Origin of the sequence: Thermoactinomyces daqus, assembly GCF_000763315.1 — a bacterium.
In the GTDB taxonomy this organism is placed as follows: Bacteria; Bacillota; Bacilli; order Thermoactinomycetales; family Thermoactinomycetaceae; genus Thermoactinomyces_A; species Thermoactinomyces_A daqus.
In genome coordinates, this window is sequence record NZ_JPST01000021.1 from 149,690 (window position 1) to 176,023 (window position 26,334).

Annotated in this window: 24 protein-coding genes; 14 read left to right on the forward strand and 10 right to left on the reverse strand. The window is 48.9% G+C overall.

Annotation, left to right across the window (positions count from 1 at the left end; genetic code table 11):
* Positions 1-36: 36 nt before the first annotated feature.
* Complete coding sequence (locus tag JG50_RS0110715) at positions 37-3,945, reverse strand: WIAG-tail domain (RefSeq protein ID WP_152568550.1); 3,909 nt, start codon at positions 3,943-3,945, stop codon at positions 37-39.
* Positions 3,946-4,166: 221 nt separating this feature from the next.
* Between JG50_RS0110715 and JG50_RS18850 the strand changes: the two genes are divergently transcribed.
* Positions 4,167-4,880 carry a C40 family peptidase gene (locus JG50_RS18850; RefSeq protein ID WP_052154207.1) on the forward strand — a complete coding sequence of 238 codons (714 nt, stop codon included), beginning with the start codon at positions 4,167-4,169 and terminating at the stop codon, positions 4,878-4,880.
* Positions 4,881-4,910: 30 nt separating this feature from the next.
* Here the strand turns inward: JG50_RS18850 and JG50_RS0110725 are convergent, their stop codons facing one another.
* The 5 genes from JG50_RS0110725 to JG50_RS0110745 are packed head-to-tail and all read right to left on the reverse strand — an operon-like array spanning position 4,911 to position 10,700.
* Positions 4,911-5,423, reverse strand: coding sequence for a GNAT family N-acetyltransferase (locus JG50_RS0110725; RefSeq protein ID WP_052154208.1), 513 nt, complete (start codon positions 5,421-5,423; stop codon positions 4,911-4,913).
* Complete coding sequence (locus JG50_RS0110730) at positions 5,423-6,754, reverse strand: YheC/YheD family endospore coat-associated protein (protein ID WP_052154209.1); 1,332 nt, start codon at positions 6,752-6,754, stop codon at positions 5,423-5,425. The genes JG50_RS0110725 and JG50_RS0110730 overlap by 1 nt, the downstream gene beginning before the upstream one ends.
* Positions 6,755-6,770: 16 nt before the next feature.
* Complete coding sequence (locus JG50_RS0110735; RefSeq protein WP_033101091.1) at positions 6,771-8,153, reverse strand: YheC/YheD family endospore coat-associated protein; 1,383 nt, start codon at positions 8,151-8,153, stop codon at positions 6,771-6,773.
* 10 nt (positions 8,154-8,163) lie between these two features.
* A complete protein-coding gene (locus tag JG50_RS0110740; protein WP_081943856.1) occupies positions 8,164-9,270 on the reverse strand; it encodes a YheC/YheD family endospore coat-associated protein in 1,107 nt (368 codons plus the stop codon).
* Positions 9,267-10,700 (reverse strand): YheC/YheD family endospore coat-associated protein, encoded by a 1,434-nt coding sequence (locus tag JG50_RS0110745; RefSeq protein WP_052154210.1) that lies wholly within the window; start codon positions 10,698-10,700, stop codon positions 9,267-9,269. The genes JG50_RS0110740 and JG50_RS0110745 overlap by 4 nt, the downstream gene beginning before the upstream one ends.
* A 135-nt stretch (positions 10,701-10,835) precedes the next feature.
* Here JG50_RS0110745 and JG50_RS0110750 point away from each other — a divergent pair, with 135 nt between their 5' ends.
* The 8 genes from JG50_RS0110750 to JG50_RS0110785 all read left to right on the forward strand — a co-directional run bounded on the left by JG50_RS0110750 (position 10,836) and on the right by JG50_RS0110785 (position 17,703).
* Positions 10,836-11,186, forward strand: coding sequence for a YlbF family regulator (locus JG50_RS0110750; protein ID WP_033101092.1), 351 nt, complete (start codon positions 10,836-10,838; stop codon positions 11,184-11,186).
* A gap of 13 nt (positions 11,187-11,199) precedes the next feature.
* On the forward strand, positions 11,200-11,889 hold the full coding sequence (locus JG50_RS0110755) for a metal-dependent hydrolase (protein WP_033101093.1): 690 nt from the start codon (positions 11,200-11,202) through the stop codon (positions 11,887-11,889).
* 243 nt (positions 11,890-12,132) lie between these two features.
* On the forward strand, positions 12,133-12,651 hold the full coding sequence (locus JG50_RS0110760) for an Imm6 family immunity protein (RefSeq protein WP_033101094.1): 519 nt from the start codon (positions 12,133-12,135) through the stop codon (positions 12,649-12,651).
* A gap of 308 nt (positions 12,652-12,959) precedes the next feature.
* On the forward strand, positions 12,960-14,528 hold the full coding sequence (locus tag JG50_RS20480) for a hypothetical protein (RefSeq protein ID WP_052154211.1): 1,569 nt from the start codon (positions 12,960-12,962) through the stop codon (positions 14,526-14,528).
* Between the two features lie 16 nt (positions 14,529-14,544).
* Positions 14,545-15,051 (forward strand): Imm6 family immunity protein, encoded by a 507-nt coding sequence (locus JG50_RS0110770; RefSeq protein WP_033101095.1) that lies wholly within the window; start codon positions 14,545-14,547, stop codon positions 15,049-15,051.
* 279 nt (positions 15,052-15,330) lie between these two features.
* The gene (locus JG50_RS0110775; protein WP_033101096.1) at positions 15,331-15,777 is read left to right on the forward strand and encodes an antitoxin YezG family protein; all 447 of its coding nucleotides are present in this window, start codon (positions 15,331-15,333) and stop codon (positions 15,775-15,777) included.
* 195 nt (positions 15,778-15,972) lie between these two features.
* Positions 15,973-16,263 carry a hypothetical protein gene (locus tag JG50_RS0110780; protein WP_160173854.1) on the forward strand — a complete coding sequence of 97 codons (291 nt, stop codon included), beginning with the start codon at positions 15,973-15,975 and terminating at the stop codon, positions 16,261-16,263.
* 129 nt (positions 16,264-16,392) lie between these two features.
* Positions 16,393-17,703: a DRTGG domain-containing protein gene (locus JG50_RS0110785; protein WP_033101098.1), complete on the forward strand. Its 1,311-nt coding sequence runs from the start codon at positions 16,393-16,395 to the stop codon at positions 17,701-17,703.
* 52 nt (positions 17,704-17,755) lie between these two features.
* Here the strand turns inward: JG50_RS0110785 and JG50_RS0110790 are convergent, their stop codons facing one another.
* The 4 genes from JG50_RS0110790 to JG50_RS0110805 form a co-directional block, all read right to left on the reverse strand.
* Entirely contained in the window at positions 17,756-18,067 is a 312-nt protein-coding gene (locus JG50_RS0110790) for a YtpI family protein (protein ID WP_033101099.1), read from the reverse strand.
* An 85-nt stretch (positions 18,068-18,152) separates the two neighbouring features.
* On the reverse strand, positions 18,153-18,341 hold the full coding sequence (locus JG50_RS0110795) for a hypothetical protein (protein ID WP_033101100.1): 189 nt from the start codon (positions 18,339-18,341) through the stop codon (positions 18,153-18,155).
* Between the two features lie 90 nt (positions 18,342-18,431).
* The gene (locus JG50_RS0110800) at positions 18,432-18,971 is read right to left on the reverse strand and encodes a hypothetical protein (protein ID WP_033101101.1); all 540 of its coding nucleotides are present in this window, start codon (positions 18,969-18,971) and stop codon (positions 18,432-18,434) included.
* A gap of 15 nt (positions 18,972-18,986) precedes the next feature.
* Positions 18,987-19,310, reverse strand: a complete 324-nt coding sequence (locus JG50_RS0110805; RefSeq protein WP_033101102.1) for a YtrH family sporulation protein — start codon at positions 19,308-19,310, stop codon at positions 18,987-18,989.
* A 149-nt stretch (positions 19,311-19,459) separates the two neighbouring features.
* Between JG50_RS0110805 and JG50_RS0110810 the strand changes: the two genes are divergently transcribed.
* From JG50_RS0110810 to JG50_RS0110830, 5 genes are all read left to right on the forward strand, one after another.
* A complete protein-coding gene (locus tag JG50_RS0110810) occupies positions 19,460-22,882 on the forward strand; it encodes a DNA polymerase III subunit alpha (RefSeq protein ID WP_033101103.1) in 3,423 nt (1,140 codons plus the stop codon).
* A 283-nt stretch (positions 22,883-23,165) separates the two neighbouring features.
* Positions 23,166-23,666, forward strand: coding sequence for a phosphatidylglycerophosphatase A family protein (locus tag JG50_RS0110815; protein WP_309485153.1), 501 nt, complete (start codon positions 23,166-23,168; stop codon positions 23,664-23,666).
* A gap of 149 nt (positions 23,667-23,815) precedes the next feature.
* Entirely contained in the window at positions 23,816-24,283 is a 468-nt protein-coding gene (locus tag JG50_RS0110820) for a hypothetical protein (RefSeq protein WP_033101104.1), read from the forward strand.
* Positions 24,284-24,490: 207 nt separating this feature from the next.
* Positions 24,491-24,871 (forward strand): hypothetical protein, encoded by a 381-nt coding sequence (locus JG50_RS0110825; protein WP_160173855.1) that lies wholly within the window; start codon positions 24,491-24,493, stop codon positions 24,869-24,871.
* 211 nt (positions 24,872-25,082) lie between these two features.
* Positions 25,083-26,321, forward strand: a complete 1,239-nt coding sequence (locus JG50_RS0110830) for an NAD(P)-dependent malic enzyme (RefSeq protein WP_033101106.1) — start codon at positions 25,083-25,085, stop codon at positions 26,319-26,321.
* Positions 26,322-26,334: the final 13 nt, after the last annotated feature.

The window sequence follows — 26,334 nt, forward strand, 5'->3', positions numbered from 1 at the left end:
ACTGCTGATCGTGTTTTTGATCAGCAGTTTTTTTGTTTAGTCCCACGGGTTTTCATCATGGGTTGAGGCGGGAGAATCCGTTTTTCGGCAAGAAGCGATCTGCAGTGTGTCTTCTGTTTTTGTTTCAACCTGTTCAATCGGGATCTCAGCGGGAGAGCCGGAAAAGGATTGTACCGGATTGGCGATCCAAAAGACCGTGCCTCTAATTTGTTCTTGTGTTTCCTTGATTTGGTGCACGCGAAGCACAAAGCTGTCTTCCTGCAAATCGGAGAGAGTCGCAAAGCAATAGGGCTGGTTTGTCATGGCCACCACAATGTAGGGCGAGGGAATATGACCGTTAAGATGGATGTGTACGGTTTGTTCCGGTTTCCCGGCCGCAATCTCAAACGGAGCAGATCCGGAAATGGCGGCAGCAGGCCCGGGCAAAGCAAAACTCAGTTTTTCCGGACCGATTGCCCCGTCGGCAATCTTCTCAGCCGTAACAGCTCCGTCAGCGATGGCATCCGATTGAACGGCTTGCTTGGCGATATGATGCGATTCCACTGCCTGGGAGCGGATTTTTTGGGCGGTTATCGCTTCATCCTCCAGATGTTTCGTTTTGATTTGTTCATAATCGATATGGCGGGAGGTGACGCATTGGGAAGTCAGGTGTCCGGCACGGATCGCTTCTTCTTGTAAATGTTCCGGTGAAATCGCTTGTTTTGCGATGTGGTGTCCTTCGATCTGGCGTTGGCCGATGTGGGCGGATTGAATTGATTGTTTGCTAAAGTGCAGGGTTCCAATTGAAAGTGGAGCAATTTTTTCCGCAGTTATGGCTTCGTTTTGAATATGGGCAGAGGTAACCGAATGTGCGCCGAGATGGCGGCTGTGCACTTGTTCATCTCCGATGTGGGAAGCGTTGATTGCCTGCTCTGTTAAATGATTTGCCCGGATGCTGTTTGGAGCAATTTTGTCTGCATTGATTGCATGGTTTTGCAGATGAACGTTGGTAATAGTTTCAGGTTTAAGATGCTGCCCGTCGATTTGACCAGGGGCGATATGCTCCTCGCCGATGAGATTTTCCCTGAGGTGTCTGGCTTCGACTGCTCCCGATGCAAGTAATTCCGAAGTGATTGAATCTTTTTCCAGATGGTTGCTTTGTACTTGCCGCTCTGCGATGTGCGTGGAAAGAATGGCTTTTTCTGTGATGTGTTTTGGTTGCACTGCTTCGTTTGCCAGTTGGCCGGAGCCGATTGCCTGTGGTTTAATGTGATGGCTCTGCACCTGTTCGTCCCCGATGTGGGAAGCGTTGATTACCTGCTCCGTTAAGTGATTTGCTTGGATGCTGTTTGGAGCGATTTTGTCCGAATTGATCGAATGGTTTTGCAGGTGAACATTGGTGATGATTTCAGGTTTTAGATGCTGCCCGTCGATTTGACCCGGGGCAATATGCTCCTTGCTGATGATATTTTCCACGAGATGTCTCGTTTCGACTGCTCCGGATGCGAGTAATTCCGAGGTGATCGAATCTTTTTCCAGATGGTGGCTTTGAATTTGCTGCTCCGCGATATGAGTGGAAAGAATGGCTTTTTCTGTGATGTGTTTTGGTTGTACCGCTTCGTTTGCCAGTTGATCGGAGCCGATTACCCGGGGTTCAAGGTGATGGCTTTGCACCTGTCCGTCTCCGATGTGATGGGAGAGGATCGTTTTTTCATCCAAATGTTTTGCCTGTATTGAATGGCTGGCGATTTTATCTCCGGTGATCGCCTGTTCCTGAATATGATCCTGATAGATGATGTTTTTCGCCAAATGATGTGCATGGATTTGTTCTTCTCCGATATGTTTTGACCTGACCGCGTTTTCTGCAAGATGCACTGACTGGACTGACTCCGGTGACAGTGTTTCCGACGTCACTGATTCCGCTTCCAAATGGTGTGTTTTAATTTGCTGGATGTCGATATGCTCTCCCCGGATTATCTGTTTTCCGAGGTGCCGGCTTTGGATCGCCTCTGCTTCCAAGTGTTTGGATTGAATTGCTCCGGGGGACAAATGTCTTTTTTGTATTTGTTCGGATGCAAGATGAGAGGAGCGGATGGCTTGTTCCTGTACATGCTCTGCTTTAATGGCGGCAGGGGCGATTTTATCCCCGGTGACCGCCTGATCCTGAATGACGGCGGAGGTAATGGTTTGCCGTTTCAGATGTTCTTCCTCAATTTGTTCCGGAGCGAGATGCATGGATAAGATCGCTTGTTCTTTGATATGCCCTGATCCCACCGATCTTTCTTCCAGTTGCTCGGAATTGACTGCTTTGGGTGCGAGATGGTTTGTTAAAATTTGCCCGTTTTGAATATGACGGCTCTGGATGGCGTTTTCAGCCAAGTGCCCGCCTTCCACCGATTGCGGAGCTATTTTTGACGAGGTGACGCAGTGGTCGGCGAGATGATTTTCCGTAATTTCATACGGTGAAATGTGGGATGCGGTGATGGTGTCGGCGGCGATGTGTTTGCCCAGTATCGCTTCCCGTGCCAGCTTGTTTGAAGTGATTGCTTCGTCGCAGAGATGTTCGGTTTTTACCTGCTCCGCGCCAATATGCTTATGCAAAATCGCCCGCTCTTCGATGTGTTCGCTTTGAATGCTTTTCGGGGCGAGCTTGCCTGAGTTTACGGCTCGATCTGCTATTTTATTGGTGCTGATCGCCTGATCGATAATTTTATCCGAGGAGATCGACTCGGGTGAGAGCTTCGAGGTCGTGATGGAATGATCCAACAGTTTTGTGCCGGGAATCGAATTGTTGGCAATATGTTGCTCCCCGATGCTCGCCTCTTTGATGTGCGTTTTGTTGACACTGTTTTCTTGCAAATGCTGTTCTGAAATGCTGCGAGGAGCCAGGTGATTCGATTTGATCGCCTGATCCTGAATCCGATGGGCGTCGATGCTTGCCGGGGCGATTTTATCCCTGGTGATGGAATCATCAGCCAAATGCTTCCCTTGAATCACACTTGGCCCGATATGATGAGACCCGATGATTTGATCGCGCAAATGGTCTGACATAATGACAGAATTGGCCAATTTATTGCTGGTGATCGCTTTGTTTTGCAGATGGTGGGATTGGATGGTTTCATCGGCAATGTGGTGGGAACGGATGGCCGCTTTGGCTACTTTGTCGGAGGTGATTGCTTCGCCGGCGATCTTGTCGGAGCTGATGCTGCCGTTTTGTATCTTGGCTTCCGTGATCGCCCCATCGGCGATTTTGGGATTGTTGATAATTTGATTCATCAAGTGATTCGTGCTGATCGCACCGCTTTTGATCTTTTCTCCGCTGACCGACTGGTCGGCCAGATGTTCGCTCTGAATGTGGCCGAGTCCGATGTGCTTGCCCAGAATCGCCCGGTCTTTGATTTTGCTTTCACCAATACTCTGGTCTTCCAGTTTTGTGCCGGGAATTGAATTGTCTTTGATGTGTCTCGCAGTGATGGCTTCTTTTCTGATTTTTTCTTCCCCGATGATATCATCGTCGAGATGGGATGACTTGATGTTTTTTTCCGCGATTTTGGGAGCGGTAACGGCTCCTGCGGCAATCTTGGCCTCGATGATTGCATCTTGTTCGATATGGTCCACGCTGATGGAACCTTTTTTGATTTTACTTCCATCGACAGCCTGATTGGCGATTTTTTCTCTCGTTACGGAATAATTGGTCAGATCATCCGTGTAAATAAAGGATTCGGATCCGGTCACATTGCGCGTCTCTTTGATCGATGGGGACGGCGGTTCATTATATTCGGGCTTCTTCAAACTCTCTTCCGGTTCATTTGATTCTGCCGGTTGCTGCGTTGGCCGGGCTGACGCCTTTTTTTTCCTGAGTTCTTCCTGTTCGAGCCGGATCAGCTCTTCCAGAATGATTTCATCGCGCAGGTGAGGGGATGTTGTCCCTGTTTTCCTGGATGAGGATGATCTTCGCTTTTTCAATTTCCAGGCCCCTTTCTTATGCAAATTCCTCTTCTAGGTATATTCACCGGGTGGGGAGATGGAAACATGTCAATAGAAAAAAATGGGACATTTTTCGCGACAAACGCCGTTATCGGATTTTCCTGACAATGGAAGTTTTTACATAATCATCTCGTGTTGATCTATGTTACCATAGGACATGCCGTTAACAAATAAAAATTTTATTTGCAGAGGGGGATTTGATGCGAAATAATAAAGGCATAAAGAAAACAGTTTGGACAGTTGCTGCATCTTTAATGGTTACCGGATTGATGCCGACGGGGATTTCTCATGCTGCCACGTTGAATGCAACATCGGAAAATTCCAGTTTTCTCAGCTCTGTTTTCAGCAAAGTCGGTTTAGAGTGGGTATTCGATAATAGCCGAGCAATTTCCAATTCTTCGGAAGTTAAAGATAAAACGTTTACACCTGTATCCAATAACGAATCTGCACAAACTCCTGTGCAGGCGCCGGCGCAAAACAAGCCGGTACAAGGAACAGAGAAAGAACAATCAAATGGCCATCGTCTGCAAGTGGCGGACAACATTATTAAATTGGGTAAACAATATTTGGGCACCCCTTACAGATTAGGGTCTCCTTCCGGAGTAACCTCCACGTTTGATTGTTCTTCCTTTGTTCAATACGTTTACGGGAAAAACGGAATTCATTTGCCGCGTACTTCCCGTGAACAGGCACACGTGGGAAAAACCATCCCGCGTTCCCAAATTCAAAAAGGGGACTTGCTGTTCTTTTCCACAAGCCACTCCCACGGCAAAATTGGACACGTGGCCATTTATGTGGGAGACAATAAAATCCTGCATACTTGGGGTCCGGGCGGCGTTCGCTTTGACAGTCTGAGCACACCGTGGCTGGATAAAGGATATATTACAGCCAAACGCGTCATCCCGGATAAGTAAGCTTGAAATGAATGGAAAAAGAAGCGGACATTACGATCCGCTTCTTTTTTCTTCTGCTCTGGGGGAGATTTTGGCGATATATTCCATCCGAATGACGTCTTCCGTCGAATAGTCCCCGCCGGCAAGCCAGAGCGTCGGTTTTCCCGTCGGCCCTTTGATCAGTTTAAAAGCGATTAATCCGCAGGAAAAACACAGCTTGAGACTGGGGATATTATCACAGGCGACCCGCGTGTAAATTTTGGGGAGTTTGGCCAGCGCGCTTTTGAGCAGAACTTCCCCGACACCGCGTTTGCGATACTGCGGATGCACTGCGATGAAGGATTCCTGAAGTCCGTAATGACCGAACACGATCACGCCGATCAATTTCTTTTTGTCCAGCGCAGCCGCCACATATGTGCCTTCCGGGATGTTTTGCTTGGATAAACGTTGAAACCAGCGCAAAGCGCGATGGGTAATTCGCCCATCTCCGTACCGTTTCATAAACCGGATGACGGGAACCTTGGCCGTTTCGATATCCTGTGGTTCAAACTGGCGGATAATCATCATCTTCCTCCTTTCACTGCCTGTGAAAACTCACTCAGATACAGGGAATATTGGATGATTCGGCGCAGGGAGCGGATGCGGATATCCGGTTCATCAAATTTCATCGGTTTGGAATTCGCTTCGAAAAACCACATTCTCCCATTCGGCTCGATCCCGAGGTCGATCGACATCTCTCCGAGCGGGCCGGCCTGTTTCGTCTCGATGAAAGAAGCCAACTCCAAACCGATATTTTCGATCTTTTCCCTCATTTCTTTTTTCCTGTCGCCAAATGCGGCCTGGAATACCTGATCAAGTGATTCGATTTTCCCGCCCATCGGAACATGGGTGGAGATCGCCGTTGCACCGGCCACGCGAATGCCGGCGCCGCTTAATCCCCAGTTTCCCTGACCGTCTTTTTGCAGCAGCATGCGCACGTCAAAAGGCCTGCCATGATACTGTGCCAGGGGAATTCCCTGCTGCAGGATATAGTTGCCGGGTTTTTTCAACTGTTGCACATGATTCCAAAGTGCAGGCAGCGATGCGATTGAAAAACGTTTTTTCGCCGACACCGACTGATAGTGGAGTTCAAAGCCGTCCGGCTTTTTATTGACGCGCATCATTTTGATTCCCGCTTTGCCGTTGGCCGGTTTTAAATAAATGGAAGGATAGCGTTCGAGCATCTGTTTCAGACCGGCCGGATTTTCCAGCATGGCTGTTTCCGGCAGGAACTGGCGCAGCCGCGGAGAGGCGGAGAGCAACCGGTAGAGTGACCATTTGTCAAAAAAACCGGGGTTGAAAAAATAGATGCCGGGTGTGTTCATCAATTGTTTTACAACTTGCTGCACTTCCGGTTTCTGCTCCTCGGTCCGCGTGGGAATGCGGTTGTAAACGACATTGGGCATCGGAAGTTCGGCCGGAATCCAGCGCAGGTTGCGGCTGCGATGATCCAACAGAAATCCTCTGACGGTATGGGGATTCTGTTGGTTGTGCCTGAACCCGGCGGGGGTCATGACATAAACGCTGACGCCCATTGTGCGTCCGGTTCGGATAATGTCGGCAAAGTTATTCTGATTTCCGTAAAAGGGCTGTTTTCCGTCAGCAGCCAGAATGGCGACAAATGGGCCCACTTGGTAGCGATGATCGGATGTTTTCTTCACTCTTGCCGGGGTGAAGACGGGAAGGTGCTGCTTGGAAGACCAATTTCTGATGATGAGTTGCCCGGGTGTCTTTGCTCCGACAATGGCGGGAAGCGGACTTTTTAACTCCGAAGTTTGGTGACCTTTCAGCGGAATGAAAAAATATTGTCCGCGATTATGTTGGATGGATAACCAACCTGCTTCTGGCACCTTCACTTATGCCCCCTCCTTCTCAGATAAAATTGGCTAACTTTAGACAGTAATCCGTTATATACTTGGCAGATTGGCGCCCTGCTTCCCTGAGAGACGGATGGAGAAAGATATGGCGGCCGGGTTTGGCGTTGATTTCAAAAAGCCATACTCTTCCGCTGCGGTCGACTCCGATATCCATCCCCAATTCGCCGAGCGGACCATTGATCTGATCTTCAAGAACCTTGGCGATCAAAATCGCCGATTCTTTAATCGACATTTCGATATAGCTTGCATTTTCGTGAAAAACTTTCTTTAACAGTTCATCGGTGGGGATGATCGAACCGCCTGTTCGTACATGGGTGGTTACACAGCCAAAGCCCGCCGCTTTGGAACCGATCGCCACCACCTTCCATTCTCCGGACCCGTCTTTATGCATGTGCACGCGAAAATCAACGGGACGGTCGTTATGTTTGATCAGGCGAATGCCTTGCTGTACGAGGTATCGTTTAAACCGTTCAGACTCGTTGCTGCCAAAGTAGTGGCGAATCAGTTTTTCCAATGAGTTGAAGCGGTGGAGCACATTTTTGGTTCCCTGATGAAAGCGGCAAAAGTAACCTTCCCGCGGATGATAGGTGATGCGAAAAATTCCGAGCCCCAAACTTCCTCCGCTCGGCTTTAAATAAATCATCTGATGTTTTTCCAGCATCTTTTTAATGGTTTGAATCGAAGGGGAGAGATAGGTTTCCGGAATATACTGGGAACTCTCCGGATGGGTGCTCAAACATTGATGAATGAACCATTTATTGAAGAAGCCCTGGTTGAAAATCTTGCTCTGATTGGTTTCCCTCAGGCGGGAGAGACAGGATTGGACATGGGAAAGAGACTCTGCTTTCCTGTTGGGAACACGCTCATAGACAACATCGGGAAAAGGCGAAAGCAGGCGAATCCAGCGCATGCCCCCGCTTTTATTCGGAATGCAATACCATCCGGAAACGGTCCGGTTTTGCCAGTCGACCATATCGGGGGTAAACACATAGATGAAAGGTTTTTCCTTTGCACCCGCTCGAATGAAACTGAGGAAAAGTTGTGATCGTCCGCCAAATGGCTGGGCGGCGTTCCCGGTGAATCCGGTTGTCAGGATGCCGATCACCGGGCCGATTTTCAGGGTTCTGTTGTAAAAAAGGGCCCGGGTTTGTCCGGGGTAAGGGAGAGTGAGTTGTTTGGCAAGAGCGGGCGAGAAAATAATTTGCTGCCCACTCATTTTCCCTCTTGCCACACGGGTAATAACCGTTTTATTGCCTACTTCCACCTTAATGGACTGCCCATTGACACAACCCCATTGCTCCATCAGAGCCTGGCTGATCACGATCGCTTTTGCAGGTGTTTTGGAATGGATTCGGGTTTGGCATATGATTGATTTCATAGTGACCCTCCTAGGTGTTCTTAAGTAAAGAATGGGCATAACGAATAGGGAGTTGGACAGCGCGACGGCGAATGTTGATTTCGCCGGTTCTGAGGAAAACAGCGCGGCCGGGTTTTGAATTCACCTCCAAGATCCAAATGCGCCCGCTTGGTTCGATTCCGACATCGATTCCCAGCTCGACAAGCGGCCCGTGTTGTTGTTCGATAAAACGGGGGACGATCGAGCTCAAAAATTGAATGGTTTCTTGAATTTTAAAAATGGTTTCTTGTGCATAATGTTTTTGGAGGAAGGGTCTGAATGCGACAGCTTGCCCTCCTCCGTGAAGATTGGAGGTGATGGAATTCGGTTTGCCCGTCCGAACTGCCATTCCCGTTGTTTCCCAGTTCCGTTCCTCGTTCTTTTGCACTAAGATCCGGACATCAAACGGTCTTTGATCCGGTGTCATCAGCGGCAGAAGCGGTTGGATGATATACCGGGTGCGGCCGATGAAGTTTTGGATCCAGGTTTCCAGTTCCTGCACGGTTTTCAACTGGCGGTAAAACAATTTATTGGCCTGCGTGCGTCCCTGAATCAAATAGCCCGGGGGATGCTTCGTGATCGCCACGACTCCCCGCCCGTGACTGCCGCCGTTCGGTTTGATCAGGGCGCTTGGCTGATTTTGCAGAAAAGCGAGCACATCATGGCTTGATCGGTAAAAAATCGTGTGCGGGAGATACGGAGCGATTTCCTTATGCTGTTTCAATATTTCATATGTCTGCCATTTGCCGCCGAGCGCCCTCCCCAATAAGCGGATATGCGGGTCATTTGCCAGCTTCAGAACATAGGGTTTATATCTTAAATAATGTTCGGTCGTATGGTAGTAACATCGGTCATAGATCAGGGATGGGAGCGGTTTGACCGCCATTTTCCATCTGCCGTTTTCCACAATCCAGCAGGGAACGGTCCGCGTCTTCCAATGAACCAGCTGGGGATTGAAGACGCAAACCTCAATTCCCAGAGACTCACCTTCCACTGCCAGTTGCGAAAAAAAAGGAGCTTCTGAAAAGGGCGGCATCTTTTCCGTTTTTCCATAACATACGATGATTCCTAACACCTTTTTGCTTATGTCCATTTTCATGTCGGACCCCTCCCGCGTATTTTTCGTACCGGTTTCGGAGAAAAAGGAGGGGAATGGGGTCCGCCCGCGGTTTCCGTCAAAAAGTGCACATACTCGATCAGGCGCAAAACAGAAGGTCGGGTATTGGCCGTAGGATTGACCATGGTGTCATCGGTTTTGGAAGGTTTGGAATTGATCTCGATAAGCCAAATTTTTCCTTTTGTGTCGAGGGCCAGGTCAATTCCCAGTTCGGCGAAGTGTCCTTCCGCCAGGTACTCAAATGTTTTGGCGATTTCCAGTGCTGTCGCTTTAATCTCCCTGTCTGTCGGTTTGCCGGGAATATGGTTCAGCTCTTTCAGCACATCCGCTGCTTTGCGCACGGTACCTCCGCGTGCGAGATTGGAGACAATATGCTGGCTGTTGGCGATTCTCGCGACGGAAGAAGTGACCCGCCAGTCTCCGGTTCTGTTTTTTTGCACCAAAACGCGAAAATCCATTTGCCGCTGATCATATTTCACCAGGGACAGCCCTTGCTGCACGAGATAGGGTTGACGTCCGATCCTTTGGGCCATCAGTTTGCACATCTCGGCTAAAGTTTTGGTCGTGCGCGTCAATGTACCGCCGGGCGTGGAGGATTGGCAAATCCACTTGCCGCCGGATCTGCTCACCTTGATGATCCCGCTGCCCAAGCTGCCGTTATTTGGCTTGAGATAAACAGTCGGATAGCGCTGAAGCAGTTCTTTAAATCTGGAAACGCGAAATGGATAGGTTTCCGGAAGCATCTCCCGGGTGCGTTCATCTTTGATCAGGATTTGATATACTTGGTATTTGTTAAGGAATTTTTCGTTGAAGACCGGAATATGAAAATGCGTTTTCAGCTGGTACAGTTTATTTTGAATCTGATCCTGCTGCTCCAGCTTGCGGGAGGTAATCCGGTTGTAGATCACGTCGGGAAGAGGAAGCCTGGTGAAGATCCATCGTCCTTTCTCGCGAACCCAAGCGCCGGTTTCCCAAGATTTGAGATCTAGCTGTTCCGGGGAAAAGATGGCGACGCGGACGCCTTGCGATTGCCCCGCGGCGCAGCATTCTTCCAAAAAGCGAGTCATCAGTCCGAATAATTGATCCTGTTTGCCCTGTGGTTCGGCATTGATTAAAATTCCAAATAAAGGGCCAAACCGCAAGCGGAAAGAGCGGGAGTCAAACCGTGCTTGAATCAGTGGTTGGTTGATCATTTTCAATTGTGAGGCCAGCCGGGAACTCATCCGTACCAAATTGTTCGTTTTGTTGGTAAAGGCAATCGCTCCTTTGGCTGTTGCGGAACCAAACGTCACCCAAAAAGGGTTGGTTTCTATTTTCAGCTTTTTTGCCAGCATTCGGCTCATAACCATATTGATATTCCTTGGAAATTGGCTTTCGGGAATAATTTGAATTTGTACTTTTTGGCCCCCCATGACTATCCCCTTCCGCCTGAAATGACTAATTCATCGTATGTAGGCATGTTTGGCAGGGTGAAAAAAACAGGCTTGGCATTCACGGATGAATCTGGGATAAGAAAATGGTAGGATGAGAGAAAGGGGGGAATGCACATGGTTAATCCGTACGACCACGCCCATCAGTTGGCGCGGAGCATCCGGGCTTCACAGCAGTATCTGGAAGTGAAGGAAGCAAAGCGGAAATTGGAGGAGAATCCCAAGTTTCGCGAGATGCTGGACAAATTTACGGAGAAACGCCTTCAGATGCAAACCCTTTATCTTCAGGGGAAACAACCGTCTCCGGAGCAGTCGGAAGAAATGGAAAAGTTGTCGACTGCCATCCAGGGAGTGCCCGCCATTACTGCCTATCTCCAGGCGGAGGAAAGACTGATATTCTTGCTTCAGGATTTGCAGCGCATTATCATGGAGCCTGTAGAAGATATTTTTGGCAAAGAAATGAAATAAGGAGAGTAAGAAAATGAGAGTTACATACCATGGTCATGCTTGTTTTGAAATCGAACACAACGGTTACCGTCTGCTGATTGATCCTTTTATTACCGGGAATCCCTTGGCGAAAGTAAAACCGGAGAACTTGAAACCGGATTATATCCTGCTGACACACGGCCACAATGATCATGTCGGCGATACAGTCGAGATTGCCAAGGCCTCCGGTGCCACGGTCATCGCCCCGCACGAACTTTCCGTCTGGCTCGGCTGGCAGGGATTAAATACCCATGGGATGGGAACCGGCGGAACCTTCTCCTTTGAATTTGGAAGCGTCAAGTTGATCAATGCCCTGCATGGCAGCGGGCTGGTGTTGGATGAGAAAAAAGAAATCATTTACATGGGGCCTGCTTCCGGGTTTGTGCTGACGCTCGGAGACAAAACGATTTATCACGCCGGGGATACCGCATTGTATTCCGACATGAAACTGATCGGGATGCAAAAGCCGATTGATCTGGCCATGCTTCCGATTGGCGGCAACTTCACCATGGACCCCGATGATGCCTTGATTGCCGCTGAATGGGTCGGGGCAAAACAAGTGATTCCCATGCACTACAATACGTTCCCGGCGATTCAGCAGGATGGAGAGGCATTCGTGAAAAAATTGGAGCAAAAAGGAATCAAAGGCGCGGCGCTGAAAGCCGGAGAATCCCTCGAACTATAAGATATGGAATTGTAAATCTCCTGTAATCATCCTGTAAAAATCATCGACTAAAATAAATACAGGATGAAAACCCCCTTTGGTAGAGACGGCCCCGGAAACCGTCTCTTTTTTTTATGTTTATTTTTCTCCCTGCTGCCGGGAGCAGTAGTGGTACACCCTTGTCATTTTTGAAGGTGAATGCTGATATGAATACGATCGCTGTCGTGAGAACAAGTACCGTGCTTAACAGGGAGGCAATCGATTTTGGAAAAATGGTATCAGAATGTCAATGCTGATGCAAAAGTTGCTTATTTTTTAGCATTATCCGAAAAAGTATTGGATAAATTAACCGATTATGATTGGTATCCAACGGTCAGGGAATCCATCGACCTGTGCTGGGAATGGGTAGAGGAAAAGAAGCATGAGGGATATGACCTTTACATAACGATCGACGATGAAGATGAGGGGCTGTTCGTTATTTCCTGTGAAGAGGATCCTTTCACAGGTGACCGGCAAGCCGAGTTCGTTTATTGGTGTGTATTTCATGCAGCCTCTTATACAATCAAGCAAGCATATGTGTTTGAACGTAAGAAACATAAAGTTCCGCAACCTATTGAGGGGGTAAATGACGAATATACAAACAGCGGGTTTATGGAAAAAATAAGAGAAGTGGACGGATATCGGGAAGAGTGGGCTGAACGGTTGAAAAAGTATTTGCTCGAAAATGTTCCGGCAGGCAGTGACAAAAAGATCAAGCGGTCGGAACTCTTGAGTCAGATTTAATTTCGATCATGATCCCCGAAAAGAGACGAGGCAGGGAGAGCATAAACCTGTCCGGCGCTTTTCGGGGTTATTTTGTATTTAACACTTGGCGCAGAATAGCGAGGATTTTTGCCATATGTGAACAGAAATTTAAGGATGAAAAATGAGCTTTCCTGAATTGAATCCCTGGAATGATGGGTGAAAAAGTATTTTTGTTCAAAGAGGATAGAAATTTATTATTTTATCATATTATTAGACCTTTCCATCAATTGGCTGTTGACATAATATATTCATATAAATAAATAACCCTTCAGGTGGTGGATATCATTTTGAAAAATGTTAATTACATCAGAAGGAGTAAATTTTTTTACGGGTTCCTGCTGCTCCTTCTGGTCTTCATTGTCGGTGCAGGATGTTACAGCAGTCAGGCATATGCCGCCGGAAGCTTTCAGGTTCCGCAGGTAAATGACCATTTTGATAAAGGAAAGGAAGATCCGCCGCCGTCGAAGACGCAGCTGCCTCCCCAGCCTGAAAAGAAAGATGAGGGAGGATTTTGGCATTCGGTGACCAAACCTTTTAAGAGCGCGTGGAATTGGGCCTCGGACAAGGCTTCCGATGCCTGGAACTGGACGAAAGACAAGGCCTCACAGCTTTGGGACTGGATTTGCAAGGTGTGTGACAAGATTGCCAAAGTTGTAGTGGATGCGTTATCCGCCACCTGGAATTGGATTGTCAAGTATAAAGAGTACATCGCTTGTGCGGCCGTGGTGATTGTCGGGGTGGTCTTGTGCTTTGTCGCCCCGCCGCTGGGAGCTGCCGTATTGAGCGGTGCAGCTTTATCATTTTTGATCAGCGCCGGGCTGAATGGCGGGAAAATCGATAAACACACTTTTATGGATGCGGCCATCGGCGGATTGCTTGGACTGTGCGGGGCGGGCATCGCCGGCGGAGCATCAAGAGCCCTGGCCACCGGAGTTGGGCAGAAACTGCTGACCGGACTGGCTGAATCCCGATTTATGGGTCCGCTGATGCGCGGGGGAAGCAAACTGATCGGGAAACTTCCCGGGCCGATGCAAAAAATCTTTACCCGGGCCGGATTTGTCAATGCAGTTGAAGGTGCAGGAACCAGTATGGCCGACGATCTCCTGCACGGCCGGAAGATCAACTGGAAAATGATGATCTTCTCCGGGGTCTTCGGAGCCGGAATGCTGGGACTTTTCCATTTTGCCGAACCGGCGGTCAATAAGGCGGCCTCCTCACTGGAACCATTGCTGGCCAAAACGCCGATTGTAAAAAACCTCTTTAAAAGTGCGACCAATTGTGTGGCACTGAATCAGGAGCGTGGCTATTTTGCCGTAGCAACATCATGCATTAATACGAAACTGCTGGAAAATGATCTGGCCGCCTATCGAAACAAATTAAATGTGCCTAAAACAGAGACCGTCGCAGTAGGCAGAACCGATATTAAAGGATTGGAAAAAGAAGTATTTGAAGGTGCTTCTCCTCAAGTACTGAAAGAGGCTGGTTTGCCGGATCTGGATACGTTAATGCCAAACCGACCGATTAAATCACCGTTTGGACTGGATAAGGCCAAAAATCATGCTGAAGAGATGGTCATCAATGATTTTGTTCAAAAGGTTGATGCGAAGTTTCCAAATCGGCTTGATGTGAAAGGGAAACTCTATATTCATCAATCCAATCCAACGGGAGTATGCTCTTCGTGCAAATCGGGACTCGGGAAGAATCCGAATGCGATGGACGGAATTCTGAGTCAACTCAGCAAGCGGTATCCAAATCTTGAGATTGTTGTTTCAAGTGAAGTTAATCAAGGAGCAAAAGTGACAAAAAAGCATTTCTTTATAGTGAAAAATGGTAAACAATATCCGTACAAGCCGTAGTAAAGGGGGAGTTATGATGGGGTGGTACGAGAAGATCAATGAAGATGCCAAAGCTGCTTATGTATTGACCTTGACTGAAAAAATCATTGATCAAACCAAAAAATACGAATGGTACCCTCTGGTAAGAGAAATGACAGACATGTGCTGGGAATGGGTTGAAGAGAAGAAGTACGGTGCAGATGACCTTTATGAGAGATTTGATGATGAAGATGACGGATTAATTTTGATTGAAGGATATCCCGGGGTAAAAGAAAATCCGCAAGCCAAATCCGTCCTGTTTTCGATCATTGAAGCGGTATGTTACGTGATCTGGCAAGCTTATCAATATGAAAAGACAGAGTATGTTCCCCAACTCTTGGAAAGCGAAAGTGATCAATCCATTGATCAGTTTATGGAAAGAATAAGAGAAGTGGATGGATATCAAGAAGAGTGGGCTGAACGGTTGAAAAAGCATTTGCTCGAAAATTATCCGGCAGGCAGTGACAAAAAGATCAAGCGGTCGGAAATTTTGAGCCGGATTTAGCTTCGCTCACGACCTCAAAGTGCCTGGGCAGGGAGAAGGGCATGAACCTGTCCGGCGCTTTCGGGGGCATTTTTTATTTAACAAAGTGCAACAACACCGGCGGATTGCCCGGCCTGTGCGAGGCGTGCATCGCCGGCGAATCCTCAGAAGTTCCGACAGTGTTGATAAAGCGGTTCCAATGAATGATTGAATAAGCAGAATGAAAAAAATGGATAATTTATGGACTGATTGGCAGATGGGTTGAAGCCAGGTTTAAAAATACACCGGGAGGAAAATGAGATGGATGACACCCGTTTGGGGAAATTATATCAGCAAATGGCGGAAACGGTAATCGAAATGATCCCGGAGGAATGGGAAAAGGTTTATTTGTACGGGGAAGTCGCAGATGGATTCAGCAAATCGTTTTTCTTCTACTATCCGAGTGAACGCAGGGAACCGGTTTATAGTCTGGATATCCCGGAGCTTTTTCACGTGTCTGAAGAGAAATTTGCCGAATTAAAACATCAGTTGCTTGATGAATTGGAAGAACTGTGGACTGAATATCAGTCACAAGGACATGAACCATGGACCAATCTGACCTTCATCCTTGATAACTCCGGAAAATTCAAGATTGATTTTGACTATACCGATCTTTCGGGAGCAAATCCGCATCAACAGCAAATTATTTGGGAGTATCAGTATTTAAGACTGGTTCCCGAGGATGAGGACGACAGGGCTTTTTTGTAAGCATATTTGAAAAAGACCGGTCAATCCTGAATCCTTCTATTCTTGTTCAGTTTTTCCACTCCACAATGCCGCATGTGTTTCATCGGCATTGTGGTTTTTAGTAATCATATCTGCAATTGCAGCCATTTTTTGCATGAAACAGAAGTTTCCTGCGTACATGTTTAAAAAGAGCTTGTCACAAGGGAGGAGGAAAGGGTGGTTATGAAGCACGGCGTGCTTGTGGTGAGCGGGATTCTGCTGCTTTTGTTCGGCATTTCCCAATTGACCATGGGGTCCGGATCGCCGCTGGCGGATGCATTTGCGTTGACATGGGTTATTTTAATGCTTTTCTATATCATGGCCAATGCCCGGCAGATGCGCAGGATGCAAGAACAAAGAAGGAAGAGGATGGAAGCGGAGAGACGGTTGGAATGGCTGGCTGCGGAGCGGAAGTGGAAAAAGGAGCAGATGAAAATGAGGCGGGTCAAATCTGTTTCTTTACAATAAAAACATCTGTTTTAAAAAGAATTATCGGGAGTGACCAACGGGTCAGCTCCTTTTCTTTTTCCTGTCCCTCCGTTTGTTATATAATATGGTATAACAGACCAACGAAGGCGGAGGAAAGAAGGGGAGAATGTGACGACCAAGCATGAGCAGATTTTGCAATACATTGCCAATTTGGAAGTCGGGGAAAAAATCTCGGTGCGAAGCATCGCCAAGGATTTGGGCGTAAGCGACGGAACTGCTTACAGAGCGATCAAGGATGCCGAGGCGCAGGGATTGGTCAATACAATCGAACGGGTCGGGACGGTGCGAATTGAAAAAAAGCAGCGCTCCGACATTGAACGACTCACGTTTGCAGAAGTGGTGAACATCGTTGACGGCACGGTTGTGGGAGGGAGAGCCGGACTCCACAAAACACTGAACCGCTTTGTCATCGGGGCGATGAAGCTGGAAGCAATGATGCGGTATGTGGAATCGGGCAATCTGTTAATCGTGGGAAACCGGGATAACGTTCATCGCATTTCCCTGGAACGCGGAGCAGCCGTTCTCATCACCGGCGGTTTTGATGCCACGGATGAAGTGAAAGCATTGGCCGATAAACTGGAACTTCCGGTCATATCCAGCAGTTATGACACGTTTACGGTGGCTGCGATGATTAATCGGGCCATTTACGACCGGCTGATCAAAAAGGAGATCCTGGTGGTCGAGGATGTTATGAGCAAAGAGCCGTCTCCGGTTTACCTGACGGTGCATGACAATGTTGAACGGTTTCATCAGTTGGTGCGGGAAACCGGTCACAGCCGTTACCCCGTGGTCGATGAATCGATGCGTGTGGTCGGTATGGTCACGGCCAAAGATGTGATGGGTTTTGTTTCAGATGATAAAGTGGAAAAAGTGATGACCCGGAACCCGATTGTGGCCAATCCAAAGACATCGCTCGCTTCGGCCGCACATGAAATGGTGTGGGAAGGGATCGAACTGTTGCCGGTGGTGAATGATCAGCGTCGTCTCTTGGGTGTGATCAGCCGCCAGGATGTGATCAAATCGCTCCAATATATGCAAAAACAGCCGCAGGTGGGTGAAACATTTCAGGAACTCAGCTTTCGTTCGTTTGAGGAACTGATGAAAAACGGCCAGCCGGTGTATCGGGGGAAAATCACCCCGCAGATGACCGATTCGCTGGGAACCTTGAGCTCGGGGGTTTGCACTGCCCTCATTACGGAAACGGCGCTTCGGACCCTGCGCAAACAGAGGCGGGGGGACTTGTCTGTTCACAATCTCACCTTGTATTTTCTCAAACCAGTGCAGATCGACAGCATAGTTGAACTGGTGCCGCGCATCCTCGATTTGGGGAGAAAACAGGCCAAACTCGATGTGGAAATGGTTTTGGATCACCAGATCGTCGCCAAAGCGCTGATTACGGCCCATACGATTGAAAGATAAAATAAGCCGGCTTCTCAGGCTGCTTGAGAGCGGCTTTTCTTTTTGCGCTTTTTCATTGAGCGGCTTCGGATTGCTTGTTGATCATTTCGGTATAGTAGCGGCGGTATTTGATTCCGTAGTAGAGGTTGATCAGGCCTGCTGCGATGACAAGAAAAAGCAGGAAATAACGTAGGAAGGAAGAGCCGGGCAATGTTAATTGCAACGCGGCGATGGAGATGAACATGACACCCATGTTGATATTCATGCGTGCTTGGTACAGGCGCTTGATCATTCCTTCATTGCGCCGTTGCAGGATGCTGTTGAAAAAAGTGCCGAAAATCGTGATGAGGATCAGGCAAATGAGCAAAATTCCGACTACTTGCATGAGGATAACCTCCCAAAAAAGCGTATGGAAAAACAGTTTGGGGAGCATGGCAACTGCTCATGCGCCCCATAAGCAGTGACCGGTGTTACTCTTCTCGCTCAAGCGGGGTAAACCAGCATCCATGAGGGGTTTGATCGACAACGACACGGAGGTTTTGTTTTTCGATTTCTTTTTTGAGGAAATGTGCAACGGTTTCGGTTTCAACAAATGCAGTGTAGCCTTTTTTCAGCTTTTCCGCTTTGGCTCTGGCGAGCGCTTTTGGACTTATGATCATGGTGGTCCCCCCTTTCCTGTCATTTAATATTACCGCAAAAAAAAGATTTTGAACAGGCCGGACGACTGAAGGGGGAAGACACGCATGGCATCAACCGTCCGTTTCCGGGATCTCTTCTCCGGAAAGATCCGAAGCAGTAATCCATATCTTCAACGTAGAGCGGTAAAAAGAGATATATTTCAAGTGAATTTCCACTTTGCTTTTCTGGGCGCCATCGATCACGATCGGCTGTTTGTCCAGAATCAGCTCGATGATGTCCGGATTGTTGCTGATCCATTGCATTGATTTATTGAGAAACGGAGAAAGTTTTTCCTCCACCTGTGTCTTGACGGCATCGGTGATATAGGGCTGATCGCTGTTGACTTCGACGATGATTTTTTCAATGCGGTCTTCTTTTTCCTCCCTTTTTTCGCCTTTTCGTGTCAGATTCTCGATCTCTTCCTGCAGCTTCAGGATTTCTTTGTATTTTTGATTGTTGGCATAGTAGATGGCATTGCGTTCGGATAACAGACTGTCGATTTTCTGTCCGTAGAGGAAAAGAAAAATACTTCCGCCAAAGATGATACCGATGAAAAACATCACCCATGAACGTTTGTTTTTGACAATTCCGCGATAGATTTCGCGTGCCATTGTCTCACTCACCCATCAGCCCTGAATCAGCCAACGCACCAGGAGCGTGCCGGCATGTGCGCCCAAAAAAGCACTGATGATGAAGATTAATTGTTGAAAAGCGAGGTTGAGCTGACCGCCCATAATCGTGATCTCAAAGTTTTTGATCGTATCAAACGTTCCGCCGATTGCCGCCACCATCGCCCAGATTTTCAGCTGTTCAGCCAGGCGGACCATTCGAAACATCGGATATTCGTCGGTGATAAAGGCGCCGATCCCCCCAAGGATCACGCCGCCGAGCACGACTCCGAGGGCAATCAGGAAATCGAGTATCGTGGTGGCCCAAAATTCCTGTTCCATAAGCAACCCGTCCTTCTCTGGATTCTTTTAAAATCGTATGAGGAGAGTTGGAGATTGATGACTCTGACCGGGTTCAATATGGGAGGAATAAAACATACGTTCGCAGATGGAGATCCATTATAATAGAAGGAAGATGGGAGGTCGGGGCAATGGATCCATTTGTGCATTTGCACGTTCATACGGAATACAGCTTGCTGGACGGTGCCGGACGGATCGAGGAACTGGTCGGCGAAGCGAAAAAATTGGGAATGAGCGCACTGGCGATTACGGATCATGGTGCGATGTACGGAGTGGTTCCTTTCTATCAAGCGTGTCTCAACCAAGGAATCAAGCCGATTATCGGTTGTGAGATGTACATGGCATCCGGAGACTATCGCGATCGTCCTTCGCCGCGGGAACAAAAAATCTGTCACCAGCTGTTGCTGGCGGAAACGACGGAGGGTTACCGCAATCTTTTACGTTTGACCACGGAGGCTCATCTGCATGGATTTCATTATAAACCGCGAATCGATAAAAAATTGTTGCGCCGGTTTTCCGAGGGACTGATTGCCACCAGTTCCTGCCTGAGCGGGGAAATTCCCCGGGCGATTTTGGAGGGAGACCTGACAAAAGCACGTCTTCTGATCGAGGAGTATGTGGATATTTTTGGCCGGGACCGCTTTTTCTTTGAACTTCAAGATCACGGACTGCCGGAACAGCAGAAAGTAAACCGGCAATTGATCGCCTGGTCAAGGGAAATGGGGATTCCGCTCGTTGCCACCAATGATGTCCATTATGTCCGCCGGGAAGATCATGCCATGCACGATTGTTTGCTCTGCATCGGCACCGGACGGAAATTGGCCGATGAATCCCGGTTGCGGTTTCCCAGTGATTCCTTTTATTTGAAATCAGGAGAAGAAATGAAACGCTTTTTCTCTCATGTACCGGAAGCGCTGGAAAACACGGCCCGGATCGCCGAACGCTGTCAGGTGGAAATTCCACTGGGAATGCGCCTGGTGCCGCGTTTTCCAGTACCCGGGGACATGACGGCAAAAGACTATTTGCGGATGCTTTGTCTCGACGGATTGCGTGAGCGGTATGGGGAGGTTACGGAGGAAGCGAAAGCGAGACTGGATTATGAGCTGGAGATCATCGACCGGATGGGATTTAATGACTACTTTCTGGTCGTGTGGGATTTCGTCCGGTTTGCGCATGAAGCGGGAATAGCTGTCGGGCCGGGGCGCGGTTCGGCGGCGGGCAGCCTGGTAGCCTATGTGCTGAGAATTACAGATATCGATCCGATCCGGTATCAGTTGCTGTTTGAGCGTTTTCTCAATCCGGAGCGGGTGACGATGCCGGATATTGACCTCGACTTTAATTATGAACGCCGCGATGAGGTCATTCGCTATGTTGTCGACAAATACGGAGCTGACCGGGTGGCGCAGATCATCACCTTTGGAACGATGGCACCGAGGGCAGCAGTACGCGATGCGGGACGGGTGATGGGGTTGCCGTACAAGGCGGTCGATCAGGCTGCCAAGCTGATCCCCGCCCAACCGGGCATGACGCTGAAGCGCGCGTTTGCCATGGAGCCGGAGTTAAAGCGAATGGTACAGCAGTCCGAAATACGCGAGCTTTTTTCTGTCGTGCGCAAAATTGAAGGAATGCCCCGGCATGTCTCCACTCATGCCGCGGGAGTGGTGATTTCCAATGAGCCGTTAACCAACCATGTTCCCTTGCAGGAAGGAACGGACGGCATCCCGCTGACCCAGTATCCGATGGAAGTCCTCGAAGGGATCGGGCTGTTGAAAGTGGATTTTCTGGGGCTGCGCAATCTGACGGTCATTGAAAAAGCGTTGCAGCTGATTCGGACCGGTCGCGGGACAGAGGTGAATTTCGCGCAAACGGAATATGATGACCCGGCAACCTATGAATTGCTGGCCAGCGGGGAGACCACCGGTGTTTTCCAATTGGAATCGGCCGGCATGCGCAAAGTGCTCCGGGAACTGAAACCGTCCAACTTTGAAGACCTGATCGCTGTTTTGGCACTGTACCGGCCGGGTCCGATGGAGCAGATTCCGCGCTTTATCCGTGCCAAACAAGGACTGGAAAAAGTGGATTACCCTCACCCGGATCTGGAAGCGATTCTCAAAAATACGTACGGGATTATTGTGTATCAGGAGCAAATTATGCAAATTGCCGCCAAGATGGCCGGATTTTCCCTGGGGCAGGCCGATCTTTTGCGCCGGGCTGTCTCCAAGAAAAAGAAAGATCTCCTGGCCGCGCAGCGAAAGGCATTTGTCGAAGGCTGTATCAATCGGGGATACAGCGAAGAAGTCGGTCATCGCGTTTATGACCTGATCGTCCGCTTTGCCGATTACGGGTTTAACCGCAGCCACTCCGCCGCCTATGGCGTATTGGCTTATCAGACGGCTTATTTAAAAAGGCACTATCCGCTCGAATTTATGGCGGCGCTGTTGGCGACAGTCGTCGGGAATCAGAGCAAGCTGGCAGAATACATCGATGAGACCCGGAGAATGGGCATTCCCGTTTTGCCGCCGGACATACAGAAAAGCGGCGTTTCGTTTACCGTGGAAAACGGGGCGATTCGCTTCGGACTGGCGGCCGTCAAAAACGTGGGGACGCTGGCGATCGAGAATATCTTGAAGGAACGGGAAGAAAAGCCATTTGCCGATTTGCTCGATCTTTGCCGCCGGGTCGATTTGCGCTTATGCAACCGACGGGTGATGGATGCGCTGATCCGTTGCGGTGCGCTCGATTGCCTGCCTGGTGACCGCGCGCACAAACTGGCGGCACTGGATGATGTGATCGAAATAGCCAGCCGTGACGGAAAGAGGCAGGGCAAGGATCAGATCAGCTTGTTTCAGGATGGGAATCAGATTACCTTCGAGCAATTGCTGTCGGAGGTTCAGTCCGTTTCTCCCTACACGGAAAAAGAAAAGCTGGAGGCGGAACGCGAACTGCTCGGAATCTATCTGTCAGGCCATCCGCTTGACCGCTGGCAACCGATGATTGAACGGACGATCACCCATCGTTTAAATGAATTGCCGGAATGCCGGGATCGCCAATCAGTGACAGTGGCCGGATGGATTACACATCTGAAGCTGGTCCAGACCAAACGGAAAGAGATGATGGCTTTCCTCACAGTGGAAGATCGCAGCGGCAGGGCGGAGATCGTTATTTTTCCGCAGCGGTTTGCCGAATGGCGCTCCTGGCTGAAGGAAGATCAGCCGGTTTTGGTGTGGGGAAGCGTTGACCGCCAGGATGAGTCTGTCAAAGTGATCGCCGCTAAAATCGCAGATTTGTCTGACGGTCGCCTGCCGAAGCAGCAGGTCGTTTATCTCAGGATTTCTCAAGAAAGGGAAGATCCGCAGTCACTTCATCAGTTGAAAAAGATCCTTGGCCAGTATCGCGGGACAATGCCTGTCTATTTGTATTATGAGCGGAGCAAAAAGGTTTTGTCATTGCCACCGGATCGCTATGGCCTTTCGGTGAACAAGGGGAGCCTGGCCAAGTTGGAACAGCTTTTGGGAGAAGGAAGCGTCCGCATCGCGAAAAGGGATGAAAGTTAAGCGAGCGATGAAGGGAAGTGGTGCCCCGCGGAGCGACGGTTGGAAATGCAGGAGGGATCCGGGAGGCACCACGACCTGATTCTGCGAAAAAACGGTCGGAGGATAAAAAAGGTCATCAGACAGCCGGTCAGGGAAGGAATTGTCCGGGCAAGTTCCAAATCCGGCCTGCATATATTGGTTTAAACCGGCTCTTCAAGGAGACAAAGGGCCTTTTTCTGAGAAGGTGAGAAACTGTGTTTTATGAACACTCAGACACTCAGTTGTATTGCTGGAAAAACGCGGAGTGACGACGGAAGATATCGCACGGATCGTCTACGATTTGCAGCGGCCATACAATAAGAACATGACATTGGACGAATGCGTGGATAATGTTGATGCCGTTTTGCACAAAAGAGAAGTTCAGCATGCGATTATCACCGGGGTTTCCCTTGATATGCTGGCAGAGCAAAAGCAGCTGCCCGAACCGTTTCAAACGATTATGGAAGCGGACGAACCTCTTTACGGAATCGATGAAATTCTGGCTTTAAGCATTACCAATGTTTATGGAACAATCGGCTTGACCAGTTTCGGATACCTTGATAAAAATAAGGTCGGCATTATGAAAAAGCTGAATAATCACGGGGAGCAGATTCATGTCTTTCTCGATGATCTGGTTGCAGGGATCGCCGCTGCTGCCGCAGCCCGGATTGCGCACCAGAATCCGAATATCAAAAGGTACGATGCCAGTTTGCTGCTGAAGAAAAAAGATGCGGAGAACAGCAGAGATCAAAGGCGGGAAGATTGAGATCAACTCAATTGAAAACGACTTGTTTTTAAACCAGGTGCAAGAAGATGTCTGTTTTTTTCGTGATCCTTACTTGTTTATAATAAAGAGGATTGATTAATTTTGTATCATTCCTTATTATCTGAAAATAGAAAGAGGAGGATTGCATCATGAATGGAGCATGGTCATCGCTGATGCGAAAAGAAGGAAAGCGGGAACTGGTTGATCCGCTTGGAGGTTGCCGGTATCTGGTGCGGTTTGCGAAGGAAAAGAGCGATCTTATCATCTCAGGCGGGGAAGAGGAGATGGAAGAGCGTATTGAAGAGGAAGCAAAAATGAAACAGGTGCTGGAAGAAGTATATGAACGCTTTCGCACCCGGCTCTCTTCTTATCTGGAGCATGTGCGCAAGGAAGGAGGGGTTTGGCGTTTTTTTGATGTTGCCTATGGAGTGCAGATCTCCGTAAAATGGGCCGACGGCGCGTGGGAAATCTGGATGGATCAAGATCTGGGTTTTCGTACCCGGGACGAGGAAGAGGCAGCGGCCTATGTTCGCGGACTTATATTCGAATTTGACTCCTGGCTGGAAAAGGAATTGATGAAATTCCATGATGCCATGGTCGCCATGATGAAAAAATAATCTCCAGCGCGTCAGAACTATCGTTGGACGAGCCCTGTACCGGAACAATAGCGTCGACCGATCGGGCGGGTGGCAAAATTTGCCGTATGGAAGTTTGAGAAGAAATGATAGAACCGATCTGGCGGAGATGATAAATTTAATTAAGGATTTGCTAATATAACCGGAATTTGGATTAGGGCGGCTAATGGGAAAGCAGAGGTTGATGACATGATATTACGATGGAGAGTGGCTTGGTTCCTGTTGATCTTTTGTTTCATGTTGTTGAACGCTTGTTCCGGACAGGGGGGCAAGGGGAGTTTGTCCGGAAAAAGTGAGCATTGGTCTGCCGTATTCCAATATCAGATGAAGGACTCCGTCTTTGAGAAGAAACTGATCATTCGCTATCTGGGCTCCGACGCGGTGATGGTTGGCAATGTTACATACAAACTATTGAAAAATGGAAAAGTGGCCGATACAAGAAATTTTGTCTTGGGGGATAACGGGCAATATGAAGCGGTCAGTTTTGCGCAACAAGCGGAGGACAAGCCTCAGGAGTTGAAGCTGCAGCTGGAATGGAACAACCAAACGGAGACCGTGACTCTGAAATAAGCTTGCTCCTCGACAGAACACAGCCGGTTTCGCTGTGTTCTTTTTTTTGGAAGATAAAGTGAACGAAGCAGGGATCCGGCATCGGACGGAGGAATCGTATGTAGAAAGCGAAAAAGCGCATGTTCGTTCCGTTTTTTAAGTTGCCTAAATTTGATATAATGGGACATGCTGGTGGTCTGACCACCAACAGTCGGGAAAGGGAGCGATTTTTTTGTCAAGTTTGCGGGAAGAAGCTTTGAAGCTGCATGGTGAGAAGCGCGGAAAACTCACCGTTCAATCCAAAGTTCCGGTGGGATCGGCCCACGATTTGAGCCTGGCTTATTCTCCGGGAGTGGCTGAGCCTTGCCGGGAGATTCATACCAACCCTCAAACCGTTTACGATTACACAGCGAAAGGAAATCTGGTGGCAGTTGTGTCGGACGGAACCGCAGTACTGGGGCTGGGAAATATCGGTCCGCACGCAGCCATTCCGGTGATGGAAGGCAAAGCCGTATTATTTAAAGCGTTTGCAGGTGTCGATGCCTTTCCGCTCTGTCTGGATACAACCGATATCGATAAAATTGTGGAGACTGTAAAGTTGCTTTCCCCGACATTTGGGGGGATCAATCTGGAAGATATTGCCGCTCCGGCTTGTTTCATGATCGAAGAACGGCTGAAAAAGGAACTCGATATCCCTGTCTTTCATGATGACCAGCACGGTACGGCGATCGTCACATTGGCCGGATTGATCAATGCCCTGAAAGTCGTGGGCAAAAAGATGGATGAGATTCGCGTTGTCATGAGCGGAGCCGGTGCAGCGGGGATTGCGATCATCAAGTTGCTGCGGCGCATGGGCGTCAAAGACGTGATCATGTGCGACAGCAAGGGAGCCATCTATGAAGGACGATCCTTCGGGATGAATCCGATCAAGGAAGAGATCGCAAAAGTAACCAACCGCACGAGGATTACCGGTGATCTGGCGGAAGCGATTAAAGGAAGCGACGTCTTTATCGGGGTATCCGTGGCAGGGGCCGTCACCCCGGAAATGGTCCGCTCGATGAACAATGATCTGATTATCTTCGCGATGGCCAACCCAGTTCCCGAGATCATGCCGGAAGAAGCAATGGAAGCGGGCGCTGCGGTAGTTGGAACCGGCCGTTCGGACTACGCCAATCAGGTTAACAATGTGCTGGCTTTTCCGGGTATTTTTCGAGGTGCTCTCGATGTGAGAGCCAAAGGCATTAATGAAGAGATGAAGATTGCGGCTGCTTACGCCATTGCTGATTTGATTGAAGAACATGAATTGTCTCCCCATTACGTGATTCCGAAGCCATTTGATCCGCGTGTGGCGGCCAAAGTGGCTGCCGAAGTGGCCAGGGTGGCAATGGAGACGGGAGAAGCCCGGATTCAGGTGGATCCTGAGGAAATCTACAGAAAAACGATACGCCTGACAAGTTCTTTTGTATCATAAGGGTGAAAGTTCC

What these genes read in the sequence shown, in the direction of transcription:
- JG50_RS0110740 (WP_081943856.1), bottom strand. Translation starts at nt 9,270, where the DNA reads ATGAAAATGGACATAAGCAAAAAGGTGTTAGGAATCATCGTATGTTAT.
- JG50_RS0110790 (WP_033101099.1), bottom strand. Translation starts at nt 18,067, where the DNA reads ATGCAAGTAGTCGGAATTTTGCTCATTTGCCTGATCCTCATCACGATT.
- JG50_RS0110820 (WP_033101104.1), top strand. Translation starts at nt 23,816, where the DNA reads ATGAATGGAGCATGGTCATCGCTGATGCGAAAAGAAGGAAAGCGGGAA.
- JG50_RS0110825 (WP_160173855.1), top strand. Translation starts at nt 24,491, where the DNA reads ATGATATTACGATGGAGAGTGGCTTGGTTCCTGTTGATCTTTTGTTTC.
- JG50_RS0110750 (WP_033101092.1), top strand. Translation starts at nt 10,836, where the DNA reads ATGGTTAATCCGTACGACCACGCCCATCAGTTGGCGCGGAGCATCCGG.
- JG50_RS0110745 (WP_052154210.1), bottom strand. Translation starts at nt 10,700, where the DNA reads ATGGGGGGCCAAAAAGTACAAATTCAAATTATTCCCGAAAGCCAATTT.
- JG50_RS0110755 (WP_033101093.1), top strand. Translation starts at nt 11,200, where the DNA reads ATGAGAGTTACATACCATGGTCATGCTTGTTTTGAAATCGAACACAAC.
- JG50_RS0110725 (WP_052154208.1), bottom strand. Translation starts at nt 5,423, where the DNA reads ATGATTATCCGCCAGTTTGAACCACAGGATATCGAAACGGCCAAGGTT.
- JG50_RS0110805 (WP_033101102.1), bottom strand. Translation starts at nt 19,310, where the DNA reads ATGGAACAGGAATTTTGGGCCACCACGATACTCGATTTCCTGATTGCC.
- JG50_RS0110810 (WP_033101103.1), top strand. Translation starts at nt 19,460, where the DNA reads ATGGATCCATTTGTGCATTTGCACGTTCATACGGAATACAGCTTGCTG.
- JG50_RS0110800 (WP_033101101.1), bottom strand. Translation starts at nt 18,971, where the DNA reads ATGGCACGCGAAATCTATCGCGGAATTGTCAAAAACAAACGTTCATGG.
- JG50_RS0110770 (WP_033101095.1), top strand. Translation starts at nt 14,545, where the DNA reads ATGGGGTGGTACGAGAAGATCAATGAAGATGCCAAAGCTGCTTATGTA.
- JG50_RS0110775 (WP_033101096.1), top strand. Translation starts at nt 15,331, where the DNA reads ATGGATGACACCCGTTTGGGGAAATTATATCAGCAAATGGCGGAAACG.
- JG50_RS0110735 (WP_033101091.1), bottom strand. Translation starts at nt 8,153, where the DNA reads ATGAAATCAATCATATGCCAAACCCGAATCCATTCCAAAACACCTGCA.
- JG50_RS0110795 (WP_033101100.1), bottom strand. Translation starts at nt 18,341, where the DNA reads ATGATCATAAGTCCAAAAGCGCTCGCCAGAGCCAAAGCGGAAAAGCTG.
- JG50_RS18850 (WP_052154207.1), top strand. Translation starts at nt 4,167, where the DNA reads ATGCGAAATAATAAAGGCATAAAGAAAACAGTTTGGACAGTTGCTGCA.